Raw genomic sequence first — 22,168 nt, 5'->3', positions numbered from 1 at the left:
CATAGTTCCTTAGTGACAACTATATCAAATACCAAAATCAATCAGCAATACACGCTGGATCTTCACAAGTATGAAAATCTTTTTACGGCAAAACATTTCCCGCTGCACGATAAATATCGTACCAATCTTCGCGACTAATCACAATGTCTGCTGCTTTAGCAATTTCTTCAATTCTACCAAGATTCATACTTCCTGCGATGACTTGCATATTAGCAGGGTGGCGCAGAATCCAGCTGCTGGCTAAACCAGTTGGCGTTGTTTGATATTTTTCAGCCAATTCGCTTAATTTTTGATTTAACTCAGGGAATTTTTCATTTCCAATAAAGACACCTTCAAAATAACCATATTGGTACGGTGACCATGCTTGAATAGTCATTTGTTTCAACCGTGAATAATCTAAAATACCATGATCATAATCAATGCTTCCTGATATTTCCATATTTGTTTGTAAGCCTTGATCCACCATGCCAGTATGCTTGATGCCAAATTGTAATTGATTAGCTAATAATGGTTGTTTAACAGCTGTTTTTAAAAGTTCAATTTGTCCTGGCGTTTGGTTACTTACACCAAAATAGCGAACTTTCCCTTGTTTTTCTAATAAATGAAAAGCTTCAGCTACTTCTTCTGGTTCCACTAAAGTATCTGGACGATGCAACAATAATGCATCGACTGAATCTACACCTAAACGCTGTAAACTCCCTTCGACCGCTTCTAAAATATGTGCTTTCGAAAAGTCAAAAAAGCCTTGACGAATTCCACATTTTGTTTGTATAAAAATATCTTCACGACGAATGGTACTTTCTTTTAAGGCCTTACCAAAAATGGTTTCGCAGTCGCCGCCACCATAAATGTCGGCGTGATCAAAAAATGTAATGCCATGATCATAAGCAGTTTCAATTACCTGTTGAGGATTTTCAGCACCATTTAAGCGCATACATCCTAAGATAACCGAAGAAACTGTTTCATCACTTGTACCAAATTGCAGTTGTTTCATTTTAATATCCTCCTCATCCATTCCTCTTACTTCTTCATTTTAACACTATTTAGACAAAATTGGACTTCTTACGGTAGATTCGCTTCGACTTTTTCAAAAAAAGCAGGAGATAATTCCTCTGGCAAATAAACCACTGTCTTAGAAGAAAGCGCTACGTTCATCTGAAACAAATGATTGACAATTAAGAGGTGTGCTTGGTGAAGTTGATACGTTGGTTTTCCATGAATAATTGTAATATTCTTTTTTTCACTGAAATAGCTTTTTATAGATTGCCCCAACGCTTGTTCCTTTTCTGGAGGAAAGTCCGTCAATAGGCAAATAATATATTTTTTTTCATATAAAATCGGGTCAAATAAATCTAGGATGTGATAAAAATAGCAACTCGTCAATTCCCTTTCTTTTACTGAAGTAAAGACTGGATACAGGCGTTTTAAAAGCCTAATTAGTTTCTGTAATCTGTGCCAAGTTTGCTGATAACGTACAGCGAGTGTTTGTTCCTGTTTATGAGCTGGCAACCATGCTTGTCCGTCTAATAAACTATTCATATGCGTACTTAAAAATCGACATAAATGAATTTCTTGATAGTTAAAATGATGTTGTGTAAAATTTCTCCTAATTTCTTTCATAATAAAAATAGCTGTTTTTAAGCATAAACTTTCTATTTTCATTTGCTCATGAATAAAATACTTTCGCGCTCTCTTGCCAAAACAACCACCAAAATGTGCTTCAAGAATCACAAATAACGCTTTTTGTTCTTTAAGAGACATAAAAGAAGTGCTCAACACTTCCACACGAAATAAATAAAAAAAAGCACTTGTTTGTTGAAATAAATTAGCATTTGGTACTGAAATTTCATGCCCGCCTCGGTATCGTCTCTCCCAAATATAAATTAGCCAACTAAGATGATTCTGTTGTGCTACATTTAAATCCAACTCAAAAAAGGTAATGATTTTCCGAGTCATTTCTCTGTTTTCTTCCAGACAGCTTTCTTGAAAAAACAAATAAAAACAAAGGATTAACTGTCGAATTTGCCATTCATTGCCAGTTAAATCGTAATGTTTTTGACGTACAATAATATCAAAATTAACTAGCCAACGTCGAATATTAGAAAGTTTCTTCCGAAGAGTTGATTCCTGTAATCCCAATACCTGGGTCAATTGCGCATAATTGATTCGCTCTTCAATTAGACAACGTAAAATATAAAATTCGGGAATAAAATAACAAAATTTTTGTCTAAATCGAGCCAAGCCACAAACGCATAATTCACGATATTTTACAATTCCTTTGGTCGTTGTATAAATCTTACAAAGCCCTTCTATCTTAAACGTTTTCTGCTTTTTTTCAAAACGTTGAATGTAACAATGGATGGTTTTGTCGCTCACCTTTAGTTTTTCTGCAGCCATCAAAACAGAAAATGTCTGCTCTTGTTGCAGTAAATCCAACAATTCCAACATATTTTTATGTTCAAAAGACAATAATTCCTTGAAATCCATATATCGTCCCCTTTCACTCCCTTGTTATAAGAATACGTCAAATAAGGCAAAAATTTTTTTAAGAAGAAAAAAATAGAGAACAAAAAGTATTGATTACTTTCCGCTCTCTACAATTATATCGAATTATTTTTTTGAAATATGCAGTGTCATAGCATTTGCTGCTACAATAATTGTACTTAATGACATCAAGACAGCACCTACAGCTGGATTTAAAACAATCCCAATTGGTGCAAGAACCCCAGCCGCTAAAGGAATGGCGACAATATTGTACCCAGCTCCCCACCAAAGATTTTGGATCATTTTACGTCGTGTTTGTTTGGCTAAATCTAAGAACCTTAAAATATCTTTAGGATCACTATCCGTCAGTACAACATCTGCCGAATCAATTGCTACATCTGTACCAGCGCCTATCGCAATGCCGATTGAAGCACGGGCTAAACTTGGTGCATCATTAATACCGTCTCCTACCATCATGACCTGATGCCCTTCAGTAAGATATTGTTGTACAATTTTTTCTTTATCTTCTGGTAAGAGCTCTGCGTAGTATTCCTTCATTCCTAAATAATTAGCAACTGCACTGGCAGCTGTTTGATTATCCCCTGTTAACATGACTGGCGTAATTCCTTGCGCTTGTAACTCTGCAATAAATGTTTTAGCTTCTGGTTTGACTTTATCTCCTAAAGCAAGCAGTGCGACTAATTGACCAGCGATGATTAAATAGCTCAAGGTGTTTCCTTGCTCTTGATAGTTTGTTTTAATTGTTTCATCGAAGGTTAACTGTAACCGTGCAACTTCTTTTTCATTGACTATTTTGACTTCTTGGTTTTGAACAGTAGCAACCAGTCCTACGCCTGATAAAGCTTGCAGATTATGGGCTTCATAAGGTTGAACGGCTTGTTTATTTAAATAGTTCATGATCCCAATTGCCAACGGATGGTTTGCATTTTTTTCTAATGCTCCAATATATTTAAGTGCTTCTTCTCTAGTGAATTGCTTACTCATTAATTCTAAGCCAGTAACTGTAAATTGTCCTTCTGTTAAAGTACCAGTTTTATCCAGCAACACATATTCAACCTTATTGGCTTGTTCTAATGCGTTCCGATTTTTTAAAAGTAAGCCATTTTTAGCAGCAATGGAGGTACTTCTAGCAATCACTAAAGGAATTGCTAAGCCTAACGCATGGGGACAGGCAATAATAAAAACTGTAACCATTCGTTCAAATGCTAGCGACAAATCTTTCGTTACGAGTAACCAACCGATAAATGCTAACACACCTACGAATAAGGCAATATAGAATAACCACTTGGCTACACGGTCTGAAATGGATTCTAGTTTTGATTTTTCCGATTGCGCTTGTTTAACCATCTCCATAACTTTTGACAGGTAACTATTTTCACCCGTGCCAGTTACCGAAATTTCAATCATTCCGTTGCCATTGACAGCTCCACCAATCACGGAGTCGCCAATGTTTTTTTCTACTGTTTTTGATTCCCCTGTAACCATCGATTCGTCGACTGTTGTGCTTCCTTTCAAAATTTTACCGTCTGTCGGAATTTTATCTCCCGAACGAACAATCAAGCGATCGCCTTCTTGAACATCTTGCAAAGGAATTTCTTCTTCCCCATGTTCAGTCATTCGTTTGACTGTGTCAGGTAACAGTTCAGCCATTTTTTTCAAGGCATCACCAGCATTAGAAATAGCATTCATTTCAATCCAATGGCCTAAAAGCATAATAACAATCAGAGTGGCTAATTCCCAGAAAAAGTCCATCACGTGGGCCTGATTCGTAAAATGATTCATGTAAAACGCATATAAGCTGTAAAAATATGATACCGAAATCCCCATCGCAATTAACGTCATCATTGCTGGACTCTTTTGCTGTAGTTCCATTTTAGCGCCACTTAAAAATGGTTGTCCACCATAAAAAAATAGCACAGTTGCTAAAATTAAGACCAACCAATCAGAACCTGGAAAAGTAAATTGAAAAGGTAATTGAAAACCCATCATTGGTGAAAGAACAATAATCGGAATAGCTAAAATCAATGACAGCCAGAATTTTTGTTTAAAATTCCCCATATGCATTGAATGATCCATTCCCTTCATTCCTTCATGTTGGTGTGACATAGCCATTTGTTCATGCGCCATATCATGATTCATGTGATTCATTTTATCGTGGGACATTGTTGGCTGTTTTTCCTGGTGTTGTTCATGATTATGTTTTGCTGACATATGATCCCTTCTCTTCTTAAGTATTTTCATCTTAAGCATAGCACAAGATGAAAATTGTTAGAAATAATTACTTTTTTTAGTTTAGAAAAAAAAAGAGCCGAATTTTGCGTATGTATATTTTAAGAACACCTTATCCTCATATTTATTACAAAAGGAGTGTTTCAATGAAAATTACTACAAAGCAAGTCGGGGCACGCATGCGTGAAGCTCGAAAAAAGAAGAAGTACACTTTACGTTATTTAGCCAATAAAATTGGTTTATCTAGTGGAAGTACAATTAGTAACTGGGAACTAGGTTTGAATTTACCCAATAAACGATACTTAAAAAAAATCGCTAAAGCCTGCGATACAACAGTAGATTGGCTACTTTATGGTGATTTCGATCGATTTGTGCGCCAGCTATTAAAAGAAAATTTTCAAAATAAACAACTGCTAAAACCACCTTTTTTTACTCAGTTGATGGGACGTTTATCTGAAGAACAGCTATCCTATCACGATTCCTTAAAAATTATGATTCAAGCGCAAAAGTTACAGCAGTCCTTTTATGCTTTTCCTTTAACAGTAGAAGCCCCCTCTCATTCCCAAGAGAGTATTTCTATTTATGATCCAACAACTGCAGAAGAACAGTCTGACCAATCTTATTATCATCCGTTTATTTTGTCAGAACTCCATGAATTATTTACACATTCTCAAAATCCAGAATTGGATTATTCTCTGATTATCGCTTTTCTTCCTTTGTTAAAAGTAAATCAATTAACTGAACCACAAAAAGAAGTCTTACTGGCTATCTTTAAGCGGATGAATTCCTTTAAAGACCAAACGCTTTTAAATGAATTCTTTGTGGAATTACAGTATTTACTCTGATTCTACAAAAAAGATTGAGCCATGTATCTCAAGGACTTAGGCTCAATCTTTTAGTTAAATTTCTTCTATTTATGAACGATTCTTTCGTTCGACTAAGTGCGTTTTCCGTTGTGGGCCAATGATTAAAGGAACGGATTCATATTTGACTTCACTGTATTCCAAGCCAAACCAACTTTCAGGAGAGGTAGTTAAGTTTTTGATAGCTAATTTTGCCTGCATAATTTGTCGATCCCATTTTTTCAGTTCAGAAACGTTAGATAATTCTTCTTGAATTAATACAAATTGGAAATCGCCAACTTCTCTCCCTGGCGTTAATGAATAACGTTGTGGCTGTTTTGGCAAGCGGCCTGTTTTCATCAAGTCATGAACAATTTGTCTTAAATATACATTCACTTCTTGAGAAATATGGAAGCCTAAATATAGCTGAACTTGCACAATAAAATCAGTTCCTAACATATCAACAGAATACTCTTGAGTAAAGGGTTCATCTGTTACCTGAACATTAACAAACCAATAAACATTCGCTCGTTTTGGTTGTTTGTCCAAAATCGAATAAATAATATTACGATTAATTTCGCCGTCCACTCGATCGGAGGTTAAAAAGACCACGTTGGTTTGATACATTGGTACAGATGTATCTTCTTTCAAAGCTTTAAGTTGTGGTACATATTTTTCCAACGACACTTGTTCCGCCGTCGCTTCCTTAATCTCGTTGCCGCGTTCCCAAATAATCATGATGCATAACAAGAAGACTGCCATTCCCACAGCAACATATCCACCATGGAAAAACTTCGCAGCACTTGAAAAGAAAAAGACAACTTCAATGGCAGCAAAGAACAAGGAAATTAGATACGCAGACCAAGCTGGAATTTTATCCAAAAGATAAAACAACAATAAAATGGTTGTCATTAACATCGTAATCGTAATCGATAGACCATACGCAGCTTCCATGTGTGTCGATGTTCTAAAAGCCAGCACGATTGCTGAACAAGCTAACCACAAAATTAAATTTACCGCTGGAATATACATTTGACCGATATTGCTCCCAGGATAAATAATTTTAAGTCTTGGTAATAACTTCAATTTAATCGCTTCAGAAACTAAAGTATACGAACCTGATATTAACGCTTGCGAAGCAATCACTGCGGCGATTGTTGCAAAAACAACGCCAAATACGAGAATACCTTGTGGAATCATTTGGAAAAATGGGTTAATTTCAGCTAATGCCTGCATTTCAGGGTTTTCTTTGACCGTTAACAACCACGCAGCTTGCCCTAAATAATTAAGAATCAAACAAATCTTAATATACGGCCAGCTAATGCGGATATTCATTTTTCCTACATGCCCTAAATCAGAATATAAAGCTTCAGCACCAGTTGTAGCCAAGAAAATATTCCCTAAAATAAATAGACCTAATTTATTTTCTGGACTGACTAGTAATTGCAAAGCATAATATGGATTTAATGCACGAATAACCGTCCAATCTTGGCTAAAATTCATTAAACCAATGATGCCTAAAAAAGTAAACCACAAGAACATAATCGGCCCAAAAGCTTTCCCGACCAATTCTGTTCCAAATCGTTGAACAGAAAAAAGAATTAAAATAATCGTCAACGTAATAACCACTATAATCGTTTGGTCATTGCCAAAACGTTCAAAAAATGCCGGAATTCCCCGTAAGCCTTCAATCGCTGTCGTCACTGTCACAGCTGGGGTCAAAACGCCATCAGCCAGTAAAGCGGCACCGCCAATCATTGCGGGAATAATCAAATACTTACTTTTTTTACGAACCAATGTATAAAGAGAGAAAATCCCACCTTCTCCATGGTTATCAGCATTTAAAGCAATAACAACATATTTAATCGTGGTTAAGATAGTCAATGTCCAAAAAATTAACGAGACCGAACCTAAAATAAACGATTCAGAAACCCGTGCCAAGCCACCATTATCTCCTACAATGGCTTTCATTACATATAAAGGGCTCGTTCCAATATCTCCATAGACAACGCCCATGGCAACTAAGATCCCTGCCATCGTAAATTTCCGACGATCAAACCCCTCTGCTTTGTGTAACACAATACTTTCCTCCTACAAAAGAAATGACTTCGTTTAGTTTAACCAACAGCTCCATAAAAACTTTTAAAACTCTTTATTATATAACGTTTTATATATCTTTTTCATTAGTCAAAAAGCGCTTTTTGACTAACGATGCTACTCACTATAATACGTTTTAAATCGTTTAGCAAGTCTTTTTATTAGAGAATGTCCATCTTAGATAAGAAACCCACCTATTTTGAAAAAAGGAAAATCAAAAATAAGTGGGGCAGCAGTCGAAACGACTGCTGCCCCACTTGCTAACTATTAAGATAATTTTCTGAACAAAGGTAGCTTCTTTTATTCCTGTTAAATTTAAATCACTTCTTCTTCCTCTTCGACTTCAGAGAAATGGAACTTAATCATTTCATTGACGAAAATTGGCACAAAGGATAGGAAAATTGCTAACATCCAATGATTTAAACTAATATGCACTAATCCAAATAGTTCTTGTGTGAATGGTAATAAAGCAATGGTTGTGGTAATTAATAATGCTAAAACGACCATTTCAAAGAGCGACTTGTTGCTTGATAATTTTACACGGAAAACAGAGTTCGCACTACGAACATTAAAGACATGTAAGATAGAGGAATAAGCTAAGATTAAAAATGCCACTGTTTGTCCAACTTCATAGCTGTTTGAAACATAGGCTGAAACACCTGGTACAAAGGCACCTAGGTAAAAACCAAACAAAGTAATGACTGTGAACACTGCTGCATTAATCCCAATCTTTTGCCATAAGCCTCGTGCAAAAATCCCTTCGTTTTTAGGGATTGGTGCCTCATCCATAATTCCTTTTTCCGCTGGTTCTTTTCCTAATGCAAAACCAGGTAACCCATCTGCGACCACGTTAACAAACAACAGTTGAACTGCAGTAAATGGCGCACCCCAACCAAGTAACATGGCAATTAAAACAATAAAAATCTCAGAAATATTACAGCTTAACAAGAAGTTAATGGCTTTACGAATATTTCGGTACACGGCACGTCCTTGCGCAACCGCATCAACAATAGTTGCAAAGTTATCGTCCGTCAAAATCATATCTGAAGCGCCTTGGGCCACATCTGTTCCAGTAATCCCCATTGCGCAACCGACATCACTAGCTTTCAAGGCTGGCGCATCATTCACGCCATCTCCGGTCATTGCTACAACAGCGCCAGAACGTTGCCATGATTGAACAATTCGAATTTTATCTTCAGGGGTTACACGTGCATAAACGGATAAATCTTTAACCCGTTTATCTAATTCTTCATCACTCATTTTTTTCAGTTCTGAACCAGATAAGGCTTCACTTTTATCTTTTAAAATTCCTAATTCTTTAGCAATTGCACTGGCTGTTACCACGTGATCACCAGTAATCATGACTGTTTTAATTCCAGCTTTTTTCGCACGAGCAATGGCGCCCTTACTTTCTGGACGTGGTGGATCAATCATGCCAATTAAGCCTAACAAGCGAAGATTTTTTTCTAAAGCCTCTGATGTAATTTCCTTGGGTGGTTCATCATATACGGCATAACCGACAGCAATAACTCGTAACGCTCGTTTTCCGAAACGATCATTAACAATAGCCGCTTGATCGACATCTCCGAAACCAAAACGAGGTAGTAACACATCAAAGGCTCCTTTAGTAATTGAGATGTACTTTTTCCCCCATTGATGGACCGTAGTCATCATTTTTCGTTCTGAATCAAAGGGAATTTCACCAATACGAGGATATTTTTCTTCAAGTTCTTCTTTAGTATGATAATTTTCTTCGACAGCACGAACAATTGCCGCTTCTGTCGGATTCCCTGTAACAGTTAGTTCATCGCCTTCTTTTTCCACAATGACATCTGTACATAAAGCAGCCATTTTCAATACTTCCATGGCTTCATCGGTCATGGCATCTTCCGTATCCGTTACTTCATCACCACGATGCCATACTCGGCGGACGCGCATTTTATTTTGTGTCAGTGTTCCTGTCTTATCAGAACAGATAACATTCGCAGTTCCTAGCGTTTCTACTGCTGGCAATCGACGAATAATCGCATGTTTCTTAGCCATTTTTTGAACACCATATGCTAAGGTTAACGTTACAATCACGGTTAGTGTTTCTGGTACAGCTGCCACCGCTAAGGAAACGGCTGTCATAAACATTTCAAGAAGCGGTTCTCCTTGCAGTTCACCAATAATGAAAACAATTGCTGCAGCCCCTAAGGCTAACAAACTAATACGTTTGCCTAATTGATTCAAGCGTTTTTGTAATGGTGTTTTTTGCTGATCGCTGTTATTCAGTAACCCAGCAATTTTACCCATTTCTGTATTCATTCCTGTTGCAGTTACTACTGCTCGTCCGCGGCCATTCACAACGGTACAGCCTTTGAAAATCATATTTATTTGATCTCCTAAGCCATCATCGTCATGCCCCACGTATGTAGGATCTTTTTCAACAGGTTCACTTTCACCTGTTAGTGCTGACTCTTCTACGCGCATTTGAGAAGCTTGAATAAGTCGTGCATCGGCTGTAATCATTGAACCAGCTTCAAGAACTAGAACATCTCCTACTACTAGTTCTTCAGCATCGACTTCGATTACCTTGCCATCTCGTAAGACTGCACTACTTTGCTTGTTCATGTCTTGTAAAGCCGCCAGAGATTTTTCAGCATTTCCTTCTTGAACAATGGCTAAAACAGCATTGATAATCACAATTGCAATAATTAAGATTCCTTCAAAATATTCGCCATGTTCTGTTACGATTGCTGTATAAAACGAAATTGCCGCAGCAACTAATAAAATAATCGTTGTAAAATCAGATAAACTGTGAATAAATTTCTTTAACACAGAATCCTTCTTAGCCTCTTCAAATTGATTGCGGCCATTTTCTTTCAGCCGTTGTTGGGCCTCTTGTTGTGTTAAACCAGTTTCAGTATTGACTGAAACTTCTTTTGTGACAGTATCGACAGATTGCTTGTAAGCTTCCATCCTATTCCCCCTCTAATTTTTTCTTCCTATATAATAGTGTCTCTATTAAATATAACATGATTTTTTTTGAACACGCAACTTTTTTCATCTTTGGCTTAGCGTTCTCTCATATGTCCAGAAAAAACTGGTATTTTCGTTGTTGCTACAGCAATGTTTCTATTTGATTATGGGAATTTTATGAAAAAAGAAACGAATTCAGCCAAAAAGCAATGGACATTTTTTTCATTTTGTCTGATAAAAAAATAGTTTATTTCTATATATTCAACACAAAAACAACAAAAAATACAATGTTATTTGGTTCGCATGATTATTTATTTTACATGTTATAAAATAACCAGAAAAATATTATATTTAATCTTATTAATAAGTGTTATAATTTGCAAACGCTTCCAAAAAGTGCTATTCTTTAAGTGTAAGGAGGACATGCAAATCAATTGGTTGAAGATTTTCTCAGTAGATAAAAATCGGTAAACTCAAAGTTGTTAGAATTGCAAGATTCACCTGTAAACAATACGTGTAGAGTAATTGTTAGTGATAACTCGTATCGGAAAATAGGGAAAGGTTATAGAAGGATGGAGTTTCTATAAAGCATTTACCCTATCTGTTATCACCTAACGCAAGTTATCCACCATCCAAGCGTCGAAACTGTATGAAAACAAGGTTTTAGTTTCACCACATCACGTTCACCTTTTGCTTTACATGTATCGCGAAATGTAAACACTTATTCAACCAATTGATGTCTTCCCGTTAACAAGGCCGAGCTTAAATTTAAGCTCGGTTTTTTCTTTTAGGCAATAAAATATATTTGTATCAAATAATCATATGTGTTATATTCAAGGTGCACATTCTATTTTATCTTCTTTTAAAGGAGGGAATGCTATGCGAAAAAAGAAAAAATCTTCGTTTGAAAGTTCAATTCATGTTTATCGTGCTATGGCTCGTATGACCCAGCAAGATTTGGCCAATCGAGTCGGTGTCTCTCGACAAACAATTATTCAACTGGAACGAAACAAGTACAATCCTTCATTACTTCTTGCGCATGACATCGCGAACGTCTTTGGCGTAACCATTGATGATGTGTTCACCTTCAAAGAAACACTGAATGACGATGTAGAACAAGAAGCCTAAACAGTATAAGCTGTACTTAACAAGACAATTTTTCTGATTGTACTTGGAGTTGCCGAGGTACAACTTAGTACCGGCAATACGAAGAAAGCCCTTCTTCGTATTGTTGTTTCAATAATTAATCTTTGCTTACATAAAAAAGAACGGCGCAACCGTGGTTGCGCCGTTCTTTTTATTCTAAGATTGTCTACTAAGCACTTTTGTCCTAGTAGCGTTTTGGTTTCTAACTTTATTATTTACAGGGGAAGAAAAAATAAAGCACACCTTTACTGTGATTCCAAAAATCACGTGTTTATCATAATATATTTTTGTTTCAATCCCAAGTATTCTGCTCACAAAGTGTCGCTTATTTAATAAACATTGCATCGCCAAAACTAAAGAAACGATATTTTTCCTCAATTGCATGTTGGTAAGCAGCCAATGTTAAGTCTTTTCCTGCAAAGGCACTCACAAGCATCACTAACGTAGATTTTGGTAAATGGAAGTTCGTTGAAAAAGCCTCTACGACTTTAAATTGATACCCTGGTGTGATAAAAATATCGGTCCAGCCACTGTCAGCCTGGATTTCACCATTAAATTTTGTGCCAATTGTTTCCAACGTACGAATAGAAGTTGTTCCAACCGCAACAATCCGACCGCCTGCTTGGCGTACTTCATTTAATTGCTTAGCCGCTTCTTCAGTTAAACGATAGAATTCGCTATGCATATGATGTTCTTCTATATTATCAACGCTCACGGGACGGAATGTTCCTAAACCGACATGTAAAGTTAAATAAACGAGATGAACACCTTTTGCTTTGATCTCTTCTAATAGTTCTTTTGTAAAATGCAAACCCGCTGTTGGTGCTGCAGCTGAACCATTTTCTTCAGCATAAACCGTTTGATAACGATCTGGGTCATCTAGACGTTCTTTGATATATGGCGGCAATGGCATTTCTCCTAACGATTCTAAAATTTCTAAGAAAATACCATCATATTTAAATTCAATGATTCGACCACCATGTTCCAACTCTTCTTTAACCACCGCTTTTAGGCGACCATCGCCAAATTGAATTTCCGTGCCGACTTTTGCACGTTTCGCGGGTTTAATCAAGGTTTCCCATGTATCGCCTTCTGTATTTGTTAAAAGTAAAACTTCCAAATGACCGCCTGTTTCAGGTTTTTCTCCATATAAACGGGCCGGCAGTACCCGTGTATTATTCATGACTAATGCATCCCCAGGCTGTAATTCATCAAGAATATCATGGAAATGTTTATCCTCCATGTCCCCTGTTTCTTTATTTACAACTAATAATCGTGAACTAGCGCGATCTTTTAGTGGGGTTTGAGCAATTAATTCTTCTGGTAAATCAAAATCAAAATCTTCTGTACTTAGCATTTCCGTCACTCTTTCTACTAGTTTTTATCTTGGTTATTCTAACACTTTTTCTTGTTTCTGGCTATGTCAGCCTTCTGAATCAAACTAAATAGTTGTCAAAAAATGTCAGAAGCACTATACTTACTTTAAGTAAGTATACATAGTTATTTAGAGGAGGAACTCAAAATGCATGCTCAATTTCATCATGTTTCACTATTAGCGCGTCATGGTCAAGAAAACCAATCATTCTATACAAAATTGTTAGGCTTACGCTTTGTCAAAAATACCGTCAATCAAGACAACAATCGCATGCCTCATTATTTTTATGGCGATTATCAAGGCACACCGGGAAGCTTAGTAACTTTTTTTATCGTGCCCTTATTAGGCAACCGCTATGAAGAAAAAAATTATTTAGCCACGATTGGCTTAAAAATTCCCCAAAACAGCCTTTCCTTTTGGGAACAACGTTTAACAGAAAACAAAATTCCATTTAACAAAAAAGAAAAGAGCCTACATTTCAGTGATCCAGATGATACGCATATTATCCTGACAGAAGTTCCTGAAAATCCATTAAAAGAAACACTCGTTGTTTCTAACGACATTCCAGCAGCGGTTCAAATTATCGGTTTGACCTCTACTGAATTTCATGTGCCAGATTCTGAAAAAACCTTGGCCTTTTTTGAAACATTTCTTGGTTGGCAAGCAGTTGGCAATACGATTATTTTAAGTGAGACGGAAAGCTTTTCTGTTCATCAAACAACGTCGGATAAAACAAGCCGAATGGGGCGTGGCAGTATGGATCATATTGCTTTTTCTGTAGCTGATGATGAAGCATTACAAGAACTACACACGCGCGCTTTAGCACAAGGCTGGGAGATTGAAATGTATGTAAGTCGTGGATATTTTAAAAGTTTATACATTCGTGAACCAGGCGGGAATCGGGTTGAATTTGCTACTTTGACTCCTGGCTTTACATTGGATGAGCCTCTGGAACATTTAGGGGAAACGTTGGCTTTACCACCTTTTTTAGAACCAAAACGGACTGCAATTGAAGCCAACCTCTACAAAGACATGTAACCAACGCTTTAGAAAACAACGGAAGACGGACGTAATAATCGGTGACAAAATTACGTCCGTCTCTCTTCCCCTATGTTTGAATGTTTGAACAAGAGAATAAAAAATGACCTTCAGATTTTTCTGAACGTCATTGCACATTCCATAAAAAGCATCCTTCGTTCTTCCACTTCTTACTCCTTAAAAAAACTGGTAATTTTTTCAAAAATTCAGTAAAATAAAAGTGATCAATGGTTTCCATTGATTGAACGGGCAACTTGATGGTCCACTTGCACAGGTGACTATTCAAGGCTTCGTGATTTAGTTGCCGCTAAATCATGAAGCGCCTTTTTTTATTTTATTCCCTTGTTCTCTTTCCATTCTAATGAAAAACTCAGCTCCCGTCAACTTGCTATAAAGGACACTTTTCTTTGTTATAGCGGCTTTTTCCCCTTCTCAGAATACTCTTTTTAACATCTTGTTTCGTTCAGATAACTTTTACTAAACAATAGTTATCTTTTCTTTTTTTTAGAACGAATTAAAAAAATTTTACCGCCTTCTTTTTCCCATTAAAAATAGATTACATTTGTCGAAATCGCATTTTTATAGCATACTAGTAATAAGATACATTTTCAAAATATTTAGTTGAGGTGAGTAAGTTGATAGAATTTCAGCATGTATCAAAATTTTATAAAGGCGGAAAAGTCGCCGTTGATGACATTAATTTGTCTTTCGATAAAGGTGAATTTATCTGCTTCATCGGAACAAGTGGTAGTGGAAAAACAACATCAATGCGGATGCTTAACCGCATGACCGACCCTTCAAAAGGAAAAATTTTAATTGATGGCCAAGATATTCAAAAAATCAATCCTGTAGAGCTACGTCGCCAAATTGGCTATGTCATTCAAAATATCGGCTTGATGCCTCACATGACCATTCGTGAAAATATCGTTTTAGTGCCTAAATTATTAAAAGTACCTGTGGAAGAACGCAATAAGATAGCCGAAAAAATGATTGATTTGGTTGAGTTATCACGAGAAATGTTGGACCGCTATCCCAATGAACTTTCTGGCGGACAACAACAAAGAATCGGCGTTGTGCGGGCTTTAGCTGCCAATCAAGATATTATTCTAATGGATGAACCTTTTGGTGCTTTAGATCCTATCACCCGTGATTCATTACAAGATTTAGTGAAAGATTTGCAAGAACGTTTAGGAAAAACTATTGTCTTTGTTACCCATGATATGGATGAAGCGTTGAAATTAGCAAATAAAATTGCCATTATGAGCGAAGGCAAAGTAATTCAATTTGACACACCAGATAATATTTTACGTCATCCAGCCAATGAATTTGTAGAAGAACTCATCGGAGAAGATCGCCTATTACAAGCCAAACCTGATTTCACCACAGTGGATGAAGTCATGTTAAATTCAGCAATTACTATCACGCCGGAAAAATCTTTACAAGAAGCGATTAAATTGATGCGTGAAAAACGGGTTGATACCTTATTAGTTGTTGATAATTCCCATGTGCTTAAAGGCTTTATCGATGTTGAAACATTAGATCAGCAACGTGGCAAAGCTTCTAGTGTTGGTGATATCTTGAATAAAGATGTCTTCTTTGTTCAAAAAACCGCTCTTTTACGTGATGCTTTACAAAGAATCTTAAAACGTGGCTTAAAATATGTGCCAGTCGTTGATGAACAAAAACGAGTGGTGGGCATCTTAACACGTGCTTCCCTTGTTGACATTGTTTATGATGTTATCTGGGGCGATGAAACAACGATTAGTGAAGCTGTAGAAGCAAAACAAAGCGAGTCCGAAACTGATAAAGAGGAGGCGTAAGCAATGAGTAGCTTCTTTCAAGAATATGGATCAGAAATGATTTCAAAAAGTATTGAACATATTTATATTTCATTCTTTGCACTTTTATTAGGGGTCGCTATCGCTGTGCCCGTTGGCGTTTGGTTAACACGTTTGCCCAAAGTAGCCAATATTGTCATTGGTTTAACAAGTGCCTTACAAACGGTTCCTTCGTTGGCTTTATTAGCTTTGATGATTCCAATTTTTGGTGTCGGCAAAACACCCGCTATTATCGCGCTATTCATCTATTCCCTTCTACCTATTTTAAGAAACACGTATATCGGAATGAAAAATGTCGATGAAAATTACCGAGATGTTGCTAAAGGCATGGGCATGACCAATTTACAGTCTATTTTTAGTGTTGAATTACCCATTGCCATGCCAACAATTATGGCCGGCATTCGTTTAGCTGCTGTCTATGTCATTGCTTGGGCTACACTGGCTTCTTATATTGGTGCAGGTGGTCTTGGTGATATGATTTTCAGTGGATTAAATAACTATCAGCCAGAATTAATCTTTGGCGGGACTATTCCAGTAACTATTTTAGCACTTTTAGCAGATGTTCTTCTTGGATTATTAGAAAATCGTTTAACGCCAAAAGCTTTAAGGGAGGGCGAATAATGATGAAAAAGAAACTCAAGTTAAGCTTACTCTTCTTAAGCAGTTTACTTTTATTGGCAGGTTGTTCTTTACCTGGTCTCGCTTCAACTTCTGATGATAACACTGTCGCCATTACAGGTGGGATTACTTCAGAAGCGCAGATTTTAGGGAGCATTGTAGCGGATATGGTTGAGCATTACACAGATAAAAAAACAAATGTGATTAACAACTTAGCCACTACTACCATCAATCACCAAGCAATGTTAAACGGAGATGCCTCAATTTCTGCAGCTCGTTATACTGGTACTGACGTGACCACTACGCTGGGCTTACCAGCGGAAAAAGACCCTAAAAAAGCGTTTAACCTAGTTCAATCAGAATTTGAAAAACGTTATCAACAAACTTGGTTCCCTTCATATGGGTTTGAAAATACTTATGTATTCTTAGTTACAAAAGAAACGGCTGAGAAATACAATTTAAAAACAGTCAGTGATTTAGGGAAAGTCGCAGACAAATTAGTTGCTGGTGTCGATACTGCGTGGATCACACGTGAAGGCGACGGTTATGAAGGCTTTAAAAAGGAATACAACTTCCAATTTAAATCTATTTTACCAATGCAAATTGGCTTGGTGTACGATGCAGTCAACGCTGGAAAAATGGACGTTATCTTAGGTTACTCAACAGATGGCCGGATTGGTAGTTACGATTTAGTCATGTTAAAAGATGACAAGCGCTTTTTCCCGCCTTATGATGCCGCTCCTGTGGTTAGTGACAAATTATTAAAAGAAACGCCGGAAATTAAAGATGTCTTAAATCGCTTAGATGGTAAAATTTCTACCAAAAAAATGCAAGAATTGAACTATCAAGCAGATAATGATTTAATTGAACCTGCTGTCGTAGCCGAACGTTTCTTAAAAGAAAATAACTATTTTGAGGGGGAGTAACAGATGAATAATATGAATTTATTCCAACAATTTATCTACTATTTCCAACAAAATGGCGGCTACGTCTTTCAACAATTTTTACGTCACTTTTTAATTTCGATTTATGGCGTAATCTTTGCTGCAATTGTCGGGATTCCTATCGGGATTATGATTTCACGTAAACGTAGCTTAGCCAACTGGATTATCCGTTTAGCGAACATTATCCAAACAGTACCAGCTTTGGCAATGCTTTCGATTTTAATGTTGGGGATGGGCTTAGGTGTCAACACGGTGGTTGTAACAGTCTTCCTTTATTCTCTCCTGCCAATTATCAAGAATACGTACACTGGCATGATTCAAGTGGATCGCAATATTTTAGATGTTGGTAAAGGAATGGGTATGACAAAAGTACAACTTCTTTATATGGTCGAGTTACCTTTATCTGTTTCAGTAATCATGGCAGGTATTCGAAATGCGTTAGTCGTCGCAATCGGGATTACTGCGATTGGTGCTTTCGTTGGTGCTGGTGGTTTAGGGGATATTATTATTCGTGGAACCAATGCCACAGATGGTGCTTCTATCATTTTAGTCGGTGCCTTACCAACGGCCTTTATGGCGATTATCACAGATTGGGTTCTAGGGATTATTGAACGTCGTTTAGACCCAGCTAGCAAACATTCCAATTAATAAAAAATACAGAGCAGATCCAACATTGTTTCTTTTCAATGGGATCTGTTCTTTTATCTAGGAGATCAATAATGTCTAACTATACTGTTATCGATTTAAACCAACAACCACACTTAATTCCGTCAGCTGCTCAATGGTTTAGCCAAAAGTGGCAAATCCCCGCTGAAGCGTATCAAGCAAGTATGCAGGAAATGCTAACTAGCGAAAACCACGTACCTCATTGGTGGGTCTGCTTGAATAAACAACAGGACATCGTTGCAGGCGTGGGCGTAATTGATAATGACTTCCACAATCGTGCAGACCTTACGCCAAACCTTTGTGCATTGTATGTCGAACCAACATTTCGTCACCAAGGCTTAGCAGGAATTCTTTTAACAACAGTTGGTGATTTTCTTGCTAATTCTGGATTTAAAAAGCTTTATTTGCTTACAGACCATACTACTTTTTATGAAAGATATGACTGGGAATTTTTGACAATGGTAACCACCGAAGAGCAGTCTTGCGCTAGAATTTATCAAAAACAATTACGTCAATAAAAAAATCTGCCATCAAAAGATGGCAGACTTTTATTTATTTTTTCAAGTGATAACTATAGGTAGCCACAATAATATTTTCCCGCCACGCTAAACGAATCCGCAAGCGTAAACTTGTTTGATTATGCAAAATATTTTGCCAACGTTTATTTGGTACAAATTGTGGTACTAAAACTGTTGTACTGTAGTTATGCTTCGTGGCATTTTTACTAACCAAATCAACATAACGTAAGATAGGATTTTGCAGTGAACGATACGAAGAATGGACAATTGATAGACGAACGTCCGGGAAGTGTTTTTTAAACTCTTCCTGAATTTCTTTTTCCTTCTCAACGTTTTCATCCATTGAGACATGCATGGCAACAACATAATCACCAATGGAACGCGCATAGTTCAAGGCGCCGACATTTGCCTTGGTTACGTTCCCTACTAAAACAATAACTGTATTCCCGTCAAACTCATGCAACTGTGCCCCATCTTCTAAACGTAGCTGTTCCGCCACATTTTTATAGTGAGTATTGACCCGATAAAATGCATAAATCAACACCGGCATAATAATAAAGAACGGCCAGATGTCCCCTAATCGATAAATAAACAAAATGGCGATAATCGCGAAAGAGATAAAGGCGCCGACAATGTTAGCAATTGATTTTGGCAACCAATTTTTAGTTTCTTTTCGCCATTTTACAACCATCCCCGATTGAGACAAAGCAAACGGAATAAACACACCAATTGAATACAATGGGATTAAACGTTCTGTGGAACCTTGGAAAATCAATAATAAAACAATGGAACCAGCAGCTAAAGTTAAAATACCATTTGAATAGCCTAAACGGTCGCCACGATCCATATACATATGCGGCATAAACTTATCTTTTGCTAAGTTATAAGCCAACACTGGAAAGGCTGAGAATCCTGTGTTAGCGGCAACCGCTAAAATTAAGGCTGTCGCAAACTGTAATAAATAATATAAAATATTTTGGCCAAAGACCGCTTTCCCAATTTGTGAAAGAACTGTCACTTCTTCTTTTGGCACAATCCCATACCAATAGTTAATAAACGTAATCCCCACGAAGAAGAACCCTAAAATCGTTGCCATTAACGCTAACGTCCCAGCAGCATTTTTTGCTCGTGGTTTTTTAAAGAATGGCACTGCATTACTGATTGCTTCGACCCCTGTTAAGGAAGAAGAACCAGATGAAAAAGCCCGTAGAACTAAGGCAATAGAAATTCCTGGAACCACGGCTCCTGGTAAAGCTGTCGCATTCAATGGCTGTGCGCCAGTCACAATTTTAAATAGCCCAACAACAATCAGTAAGGTAATAATTGCGATAAAACTATACACTGGCAACATTAAGAACGAAGCTGATTCTCTCAGGCCCCTCAAGTTCATTAAGGTAATCAATATCACAATCCCAATAGAAATTGCTACTTGATGACCATATAACGCTGGAATCGCTGATATAATCGCCTCTGCACCCGCTGAAACTGAAACGGCTACTGTTAGCATATAATCGACTAACAACGAACCACCAGCCAATAAACCGGCATTTCTGCCGAGGTTTTCACTACTAACAACGTATGCGCCGCCGCCATGCGGATACGCATGAATAATTTGTCGGTACGACAATGTTAAAGAAATAAGTAAAATAATAACAAATGCAGCAATTGGCAATGAATACCAAATCGCAGCCGCCGACAAAGTAACCAGAACCACCACTATTTGTTCTGTACCATACGCAATGGATGAAAGTGCATCAGAAGATAACAACGCAAGCGCTGCAAATCTGCTTAATTTATGTTCATCATTTTCGGCTGATTTCAATGGTTTCCCAATGAACAGTCGTTTTAAATCCGCCATTTTTTTCTACTCCTTTTCTCTAGAGTGACCCGCTCACTTTTTTCATTATTTTTTATCAAACAAATCCATATGCTACGCTTCTCACAATGAAAAGTCAATTGATTTTTGTTACTGAAAAAGATAAAAAAATCACCATCTTTTTTTAATCAGACACTCATTTAAAGTCCCCCGCTTCCTTTATCTTATCAAGAGAATCCAGATAACAAAAGGATTTGCATTCTCTAAACAAAAAAGCGAGAGCTAAAAGTCTATTTGACCTTTTGGCTCACGCTTAAAAACTTAGTTAATTATTCCCTTTTATTGTAACAAGTACGTATGATCGAAGGTAATTTCCACTTTATAACGACCAATTTTTTCATAAACTTGCCGCTGAATTTCCACACCCAGTTCAAATTCAGATAATTTTGATTCTGTAGGTAAAACCAAGTCGAACAAAATCTTCGGTTCTTCACCATGGGTAACTAAGCGGATATCATGGACTTTTAAAGACGCATCAAAAGAACGAATAATCTTTTTGATTGTTTGATGAACAAATTGTTGTGTTGGGTCATATAAATTCACTGGATCAATATGACAAACAAGATTAACATCCAACTCTTCTTTAAACTTCGCTTCAATCGCATCGATTGTCTGATGGGCTTTATTTAAATCCCAGCGATCATCAATTTCAATGTGAACAGACGCAAACGTTTGGCTGGGACCATAATTATGAATCAGTAAATCGTGATACCCTACAATTGTTTCCATTTTTGATAAGACATTCTTCATTTCATCAATTTCTGTTTGGCTCGGACGCATGCCCATCAACTCATTAATAAATTCGCGAATTAACTGCAAGCCACTATAAATAATATATGCAGCAATTAAAAAACCAATATATCCATCAATTCGCAAACCAGTGACGCCTTCAATAAATGCAGAAATCAAAACAGCTAATGTAGTATAAACATCATTAAAGCTATCCTTAGCAGAAGCAACTAATGCTTGAGAATCAATTTTTGCTGATACTTTTTTGTAAAACAGCCCTTGCCAAATTTTAATCCCAATTGATAAAGCTAAAACAGCAAATAAAATGGGTGTCACCTTGATTGATTCTGGATGCAGGATGCGATCCACGGAGGTCGTTAGAAACTCAAACCCAATAAACGTAATCACTAATGATACAAGCATTCCACTAATATATTCAAAACGTTCATGGCCATAGGGATGTTCTTTATCCGCTGGCTTACCAGCAATATAAAAACCGACTAATGTTAAAACTGAAGAAATAGTATCGGACAAGCTATTAATGGCATCTGCCATGATTGAAACACTACCTGAAAGCAAGCCAATCATAAATTTACTAACGAATAAAAATAAATTAGAAACAAGCCCAATCCGCCCGGCAAAAGCACCGAATGCTGTTCGTTTTTCCAATTTACGACGTTCAATTTTTTTCTCATATCGTTGAAGCAATGCTTGAATCATTTTACAACCCCTACCCACTTTTTATTTCTTAAAAAAATACTATAAAACCTTTTTATACATTTGTAC

General features: G+C 36.9%; 16 protein-coding genes. 8 read left to right on the top strand and 8 right to left on the bottom strand.

Annotated elements, in window-relative coordinates:
• Positions 1-82 precede the first annotated feature (82 nt).
• The 3 genes from IGL48_RS03085 to IGL48_RS03075 form a co-directional block, all read right to left on the bottom strand.
• Positions 83-994: an aldo/keto reductase gene (locus tag IGL48_RS03085; protein WP_002355754.1), complete on the bottom strand. Its 912-nt coding sequence runs from the start codon at positions 992-994 to the stop codon at positions 83-85.
• Between the two features lie 68 nt (positions 995-1,062).
• A complete protein-coding gene (locus IGL48_RS03080; RefSeq protein WP_010712078.1) occupies positions 1,063-2,487 on the bottom strand; it encodes a helix-turn-helix domain-containing protein in 1,425 nt (474 codons plus the stop codon).
• 123 nt (positions 2,488-2,610) lie between these two features.
• The gene (locus tag IGL48_RS03075) at positions 2,611-4,755 is read right to left on the bottom strand and encodes a heavy metal translocating P-type ATPase (protein WP_002361337.1); all 2,145 of its coding nucleotides are present in this window, start codon (positions 4,753-4,755) and stop codon (positions 2,611-2,613) included.
• A 125-nt stretch (positions 4,756-4,880) separates the two neighbouring features.
• Between IGL48_RS03075 and IGL48_RS03070 the strand changes: the two genes are divergently transcribed.
• Positions 4,881-5,579 (top strand): helix-turn-helix domain-containing protein, encoded by a 699-nt coding sequence (locus IGL48_RS03070; protein ID WP_010712077.1) that lies wholly within the window; start codon positions 4,881-4,883, stop codon positions 5,577-5,579.
• 69 nt (positions 5,580-5,648) lie between these two features.
• Here the strand turns inward: IGL48_RS03070 and IGL48_RS03065 are convergent, their stop codons facing one another.
• Together IGL48_RS03065 and IGL48_RS03060 are read right to left on the bottom strand one after the other, a co-directional pair.
• Positions 5,649-7,655, bottom strand: coding sequence for a KUP/HAK/KT family potassium transporter (locus IGL48_RS03065; RefSeq protein WP_010712076.1), 2,007 nt, complete (start codon positions 7,653-7,655; stop codon positions 5,649-5,651).
• 333 nt (positions 7,656-7,988) lie between these two features.
• A complete protein-coding gene (locus IGL48_RS03060) occupies positions 7,989-10,634 on the bottom strand; it encodes a calcium-translocating P-type ATPase, PMCA-type (protein ID WP_002355749.1) in 2,646 nt (881 codons plus the stop codon).
• Positions 10,635-11,456: 822 nt separating this feature from the next.
• On the opposite strand from IGL48_RS03060, the gene IGL48_RS03055 reads away from it, so the two are divergent.
• Complete coding sequence (locus tag IGL48_RS03055; protein WP_002355748.1) at positions 11,457-11,762, top strand: helix-turn-helix transcriptional regulator; 306 nt, start codon at positions 11,457-11,459, stop codon at positions 11,760-11,762.
• Positions 11,763-12,105: 343 nt separating this feature from the next.
• Here the strand turns inward: IGL48_RS03055 and queA are convergent, their stop codons facing one another.
• A complete protein-coding gene (gene queA, locus IGL48_RS03050) occupies positions 12,106-13,137 on the bottom strand; it encodes a tRNA preQ1(34) S-adenosylmethionine ribosyltransferase-isomerase QueA (protein WP_002355747.1) in 1,032 nt (343 codons plus the stop codon).
• Between the two features lie 165 nt (positions 13,138-13,302).
• Between queA and IGL48_RS03045 the strand changes: the two genes are divergently transcribed.
• From IGL48_RS03045 to IGL48_RS03020, 6 genes are all read left to right on the top strand, one after another.
• A complete protein-coding gene (locus tag IGL48_RS03045) occupies positions 13,303-14,193 on the top strand; it encodes a ring-cleaving dioxygenase (protein WP_002366267.1) in 891 nt (296 codons plus the stop codon).
• Between the two features lie 626 nt (positions 14,194-14,819).
• Positions 14,820-16,013 carry a betaine/proline/choline family ABC transporter ATP-binding protein gene (locus tag IGL48_RS03040; protein WP_002397965.1) on the top strand — a complete coding sequence of 398 codons (1,194 nt, stop codon included), beginning with the start codon at positions 14,820-14,822 and terminating at the stop codon, positions 16,011-16,013.
• Positions 16,014-16,016: 3 nt separating this feature from the next.
• On the top strand, positions 16,017-16,652 hold the full coding sequence (locus tag IGL48_RS03035) for an ABC transporter permease (protein WP_002355744.1): 636 nt from the start codon (positions 16,017-16,019) through the stop codon (positions 16,650-16,652).
• A 2-nt stretch (positions 16,653-16,654) separates the two neighbouring features.
• A complete protein-coding gene (locus IGL48_RS03030) occupies positions 16,655-17,575 on the top strand; it encodes an osmoprotectant ABC transporter substrate-binding protein (RefSeq protein WP_002355743.1) in 921 nt (306 codons plus the stop codon).
• 3 nt (positions 17,576-17,578) lie between these two features.
• Positions 17,579-18,241: an ABC transporter permease gene (locus tag IGL48_RS03025; RefSeq protein ID WP_002363261.1), complete on the top strand. Its 663-nt coding sequence runs from the start codon at positions 17,579-17,581 to the stop codon at positions 18,239-18,241.
• 71 nt (positions 18,242-18,312) lie between these two features.
• Positions 18,313-18,777: a GNAT family N-acetyltransferase gene (locus tag IGL48_RS03020; RefSeq protein WP_430601658.1), complete on the top strand. Its 465-nt coding sequence runs from the start codon at positions 18,313-18,315 to the stop codon at positions 18,775-18,777.
• Positions 18,778-18,811: 34 nt separating this feature from the next.
• On the opposite strand, the gene IGL48_RS03015 is transcribed toward IGL48_RS03020, so the two are convergent.
• Together IGL48_RS03015 and IGL48_RS03010 are read right to left on the bottom strand one after the other, a co-directional pair.
• On the bottom strand, positions 18,812-20,635 hold the full coding sequence (locus tag IGL48_RS03015; protein WP_002379167.1) for an APC family permease: 1,824 nt from the start codon (positions 20,633-20,635) through the stop codon (positions 18,812-18,814).
• 297 nt (positions 20,636-20,932) lie between these two features.
• A complete protein-coding gene (locus IGL48_RS03010) occupies positions 20,933-22,102 on the bottom strand; it encodes a cation diffusion facilitator family transporter (RefSeq protein ID WP_002386999.1) in 1,170 nt (389 codons plus the stop codon).
• Between the last annotated feature and the right edge of the window lie 66 nt (positions 22,103-22,168).

This window comes from Enterococcus sp. DIV1090 (assembly GCF_050537975.1).
Taxonomy (GTDB): Bacteria; Bacillota; Bacilli; order Lactobacillales; family Enterococcaceae; genus Enterococcus; species Enterococcus faecalis.
This window is presented reverse-complemented; position numbering and strand designations above follow the sequence as displayed.

Coding starts and splice junctions, on each gene's coding strand:
- queA (WP_002355747.1), bottom strand. CDS start 13,137: ATGCTAAGTACAGAAGATTTTGATTTTGATTTACCAGAAGAATTAATT.
- IGL48_RS03045 (WP_002366267.1), top strand. CDS start 13,303: ATGCATGCTCAATTTCATCATGTTTCACTATTAGCGCGTCATGGTCAA.
- IGL48_RS03035 (WP_002355744.1), top strand. CDS start 16,017: ATGAGTAGCTTCTTTCAAGAATATGGATCAGAAATGATTTCAAAAAGT.
- IGL48_RS03015 (WP_002379167.1), bottom strand. CDS start 20,635: ATGGCGGATTTAAAACGACTGTTCATTGGGAAACCATTGAAATCAGCC.
- IGL48_RS03080 (WP_010712078.1), bottom strand. CDS start 2,487: ATGGATTTCAAGGAATTATTGTCTTTTGAACATAAAAATATGTTGGAA.
- IGL48_RS03070 (WP_010712077.1), top strand. CDS start 4,881: ATGAAAATTACTACAAAGCAAGTCGGGGCACGCATGCGTGAAGCTCGA.
- IGL48_RS03075 (WP_002361337.1), bottom strand. CDS start 4,755: ATGCTTAAGATGAAAATACTTAAGAAGAGAAGGGATCATATGTCAGCA.
- IGL48_RS03030 (WP_002355743.1), top strand. CDS start 16,655: ATGAAAAAGAAACTCAAGTTAAGCTTACTCTTCTTAAGCAGTTTACTT.
- IGL48_RS03010 (WP_002386999.1), bottom strand. CDS start 22,102: ATGATTCAAGCATTGCTTCAACGATATGAGAAAAAAATTGAACGTCGT.
- IGL48_RS03020 (WP_430601658.1), top strand. CDS start 18,313: ATGTCTAACTATACTGTTATCGATTTAAACCAACAACCACACTTAATT.
- IGL48_RS03085 (WP_002355754.1), bottom strand. CDS start 994: ATGAAACAACTGCAATTTGGTACAAGTGATGAAACAGTTTCTTCGGTT.
- IGL48_RS03025 (WP_002363261.1), top strand. CDS start 17,579: ATGAATAATATGAATTTATTCCAACAATTTATCTACTATTTCCAACAA.
- IGL48_RS03060 (WP_002355749.1), bottom strand. CDS start 10,634: ATGGAAGCTTACAAGCAATCTGTCGATACTGTCACAAAAGAAGTTTCA.
- IGL48_RS03055 (WP_002355748.1), top strand. CDS start 11,457: ATGTGTTATATTCAAGGTGCACATTCTATTTTATCTTCTTTTAAAGGA.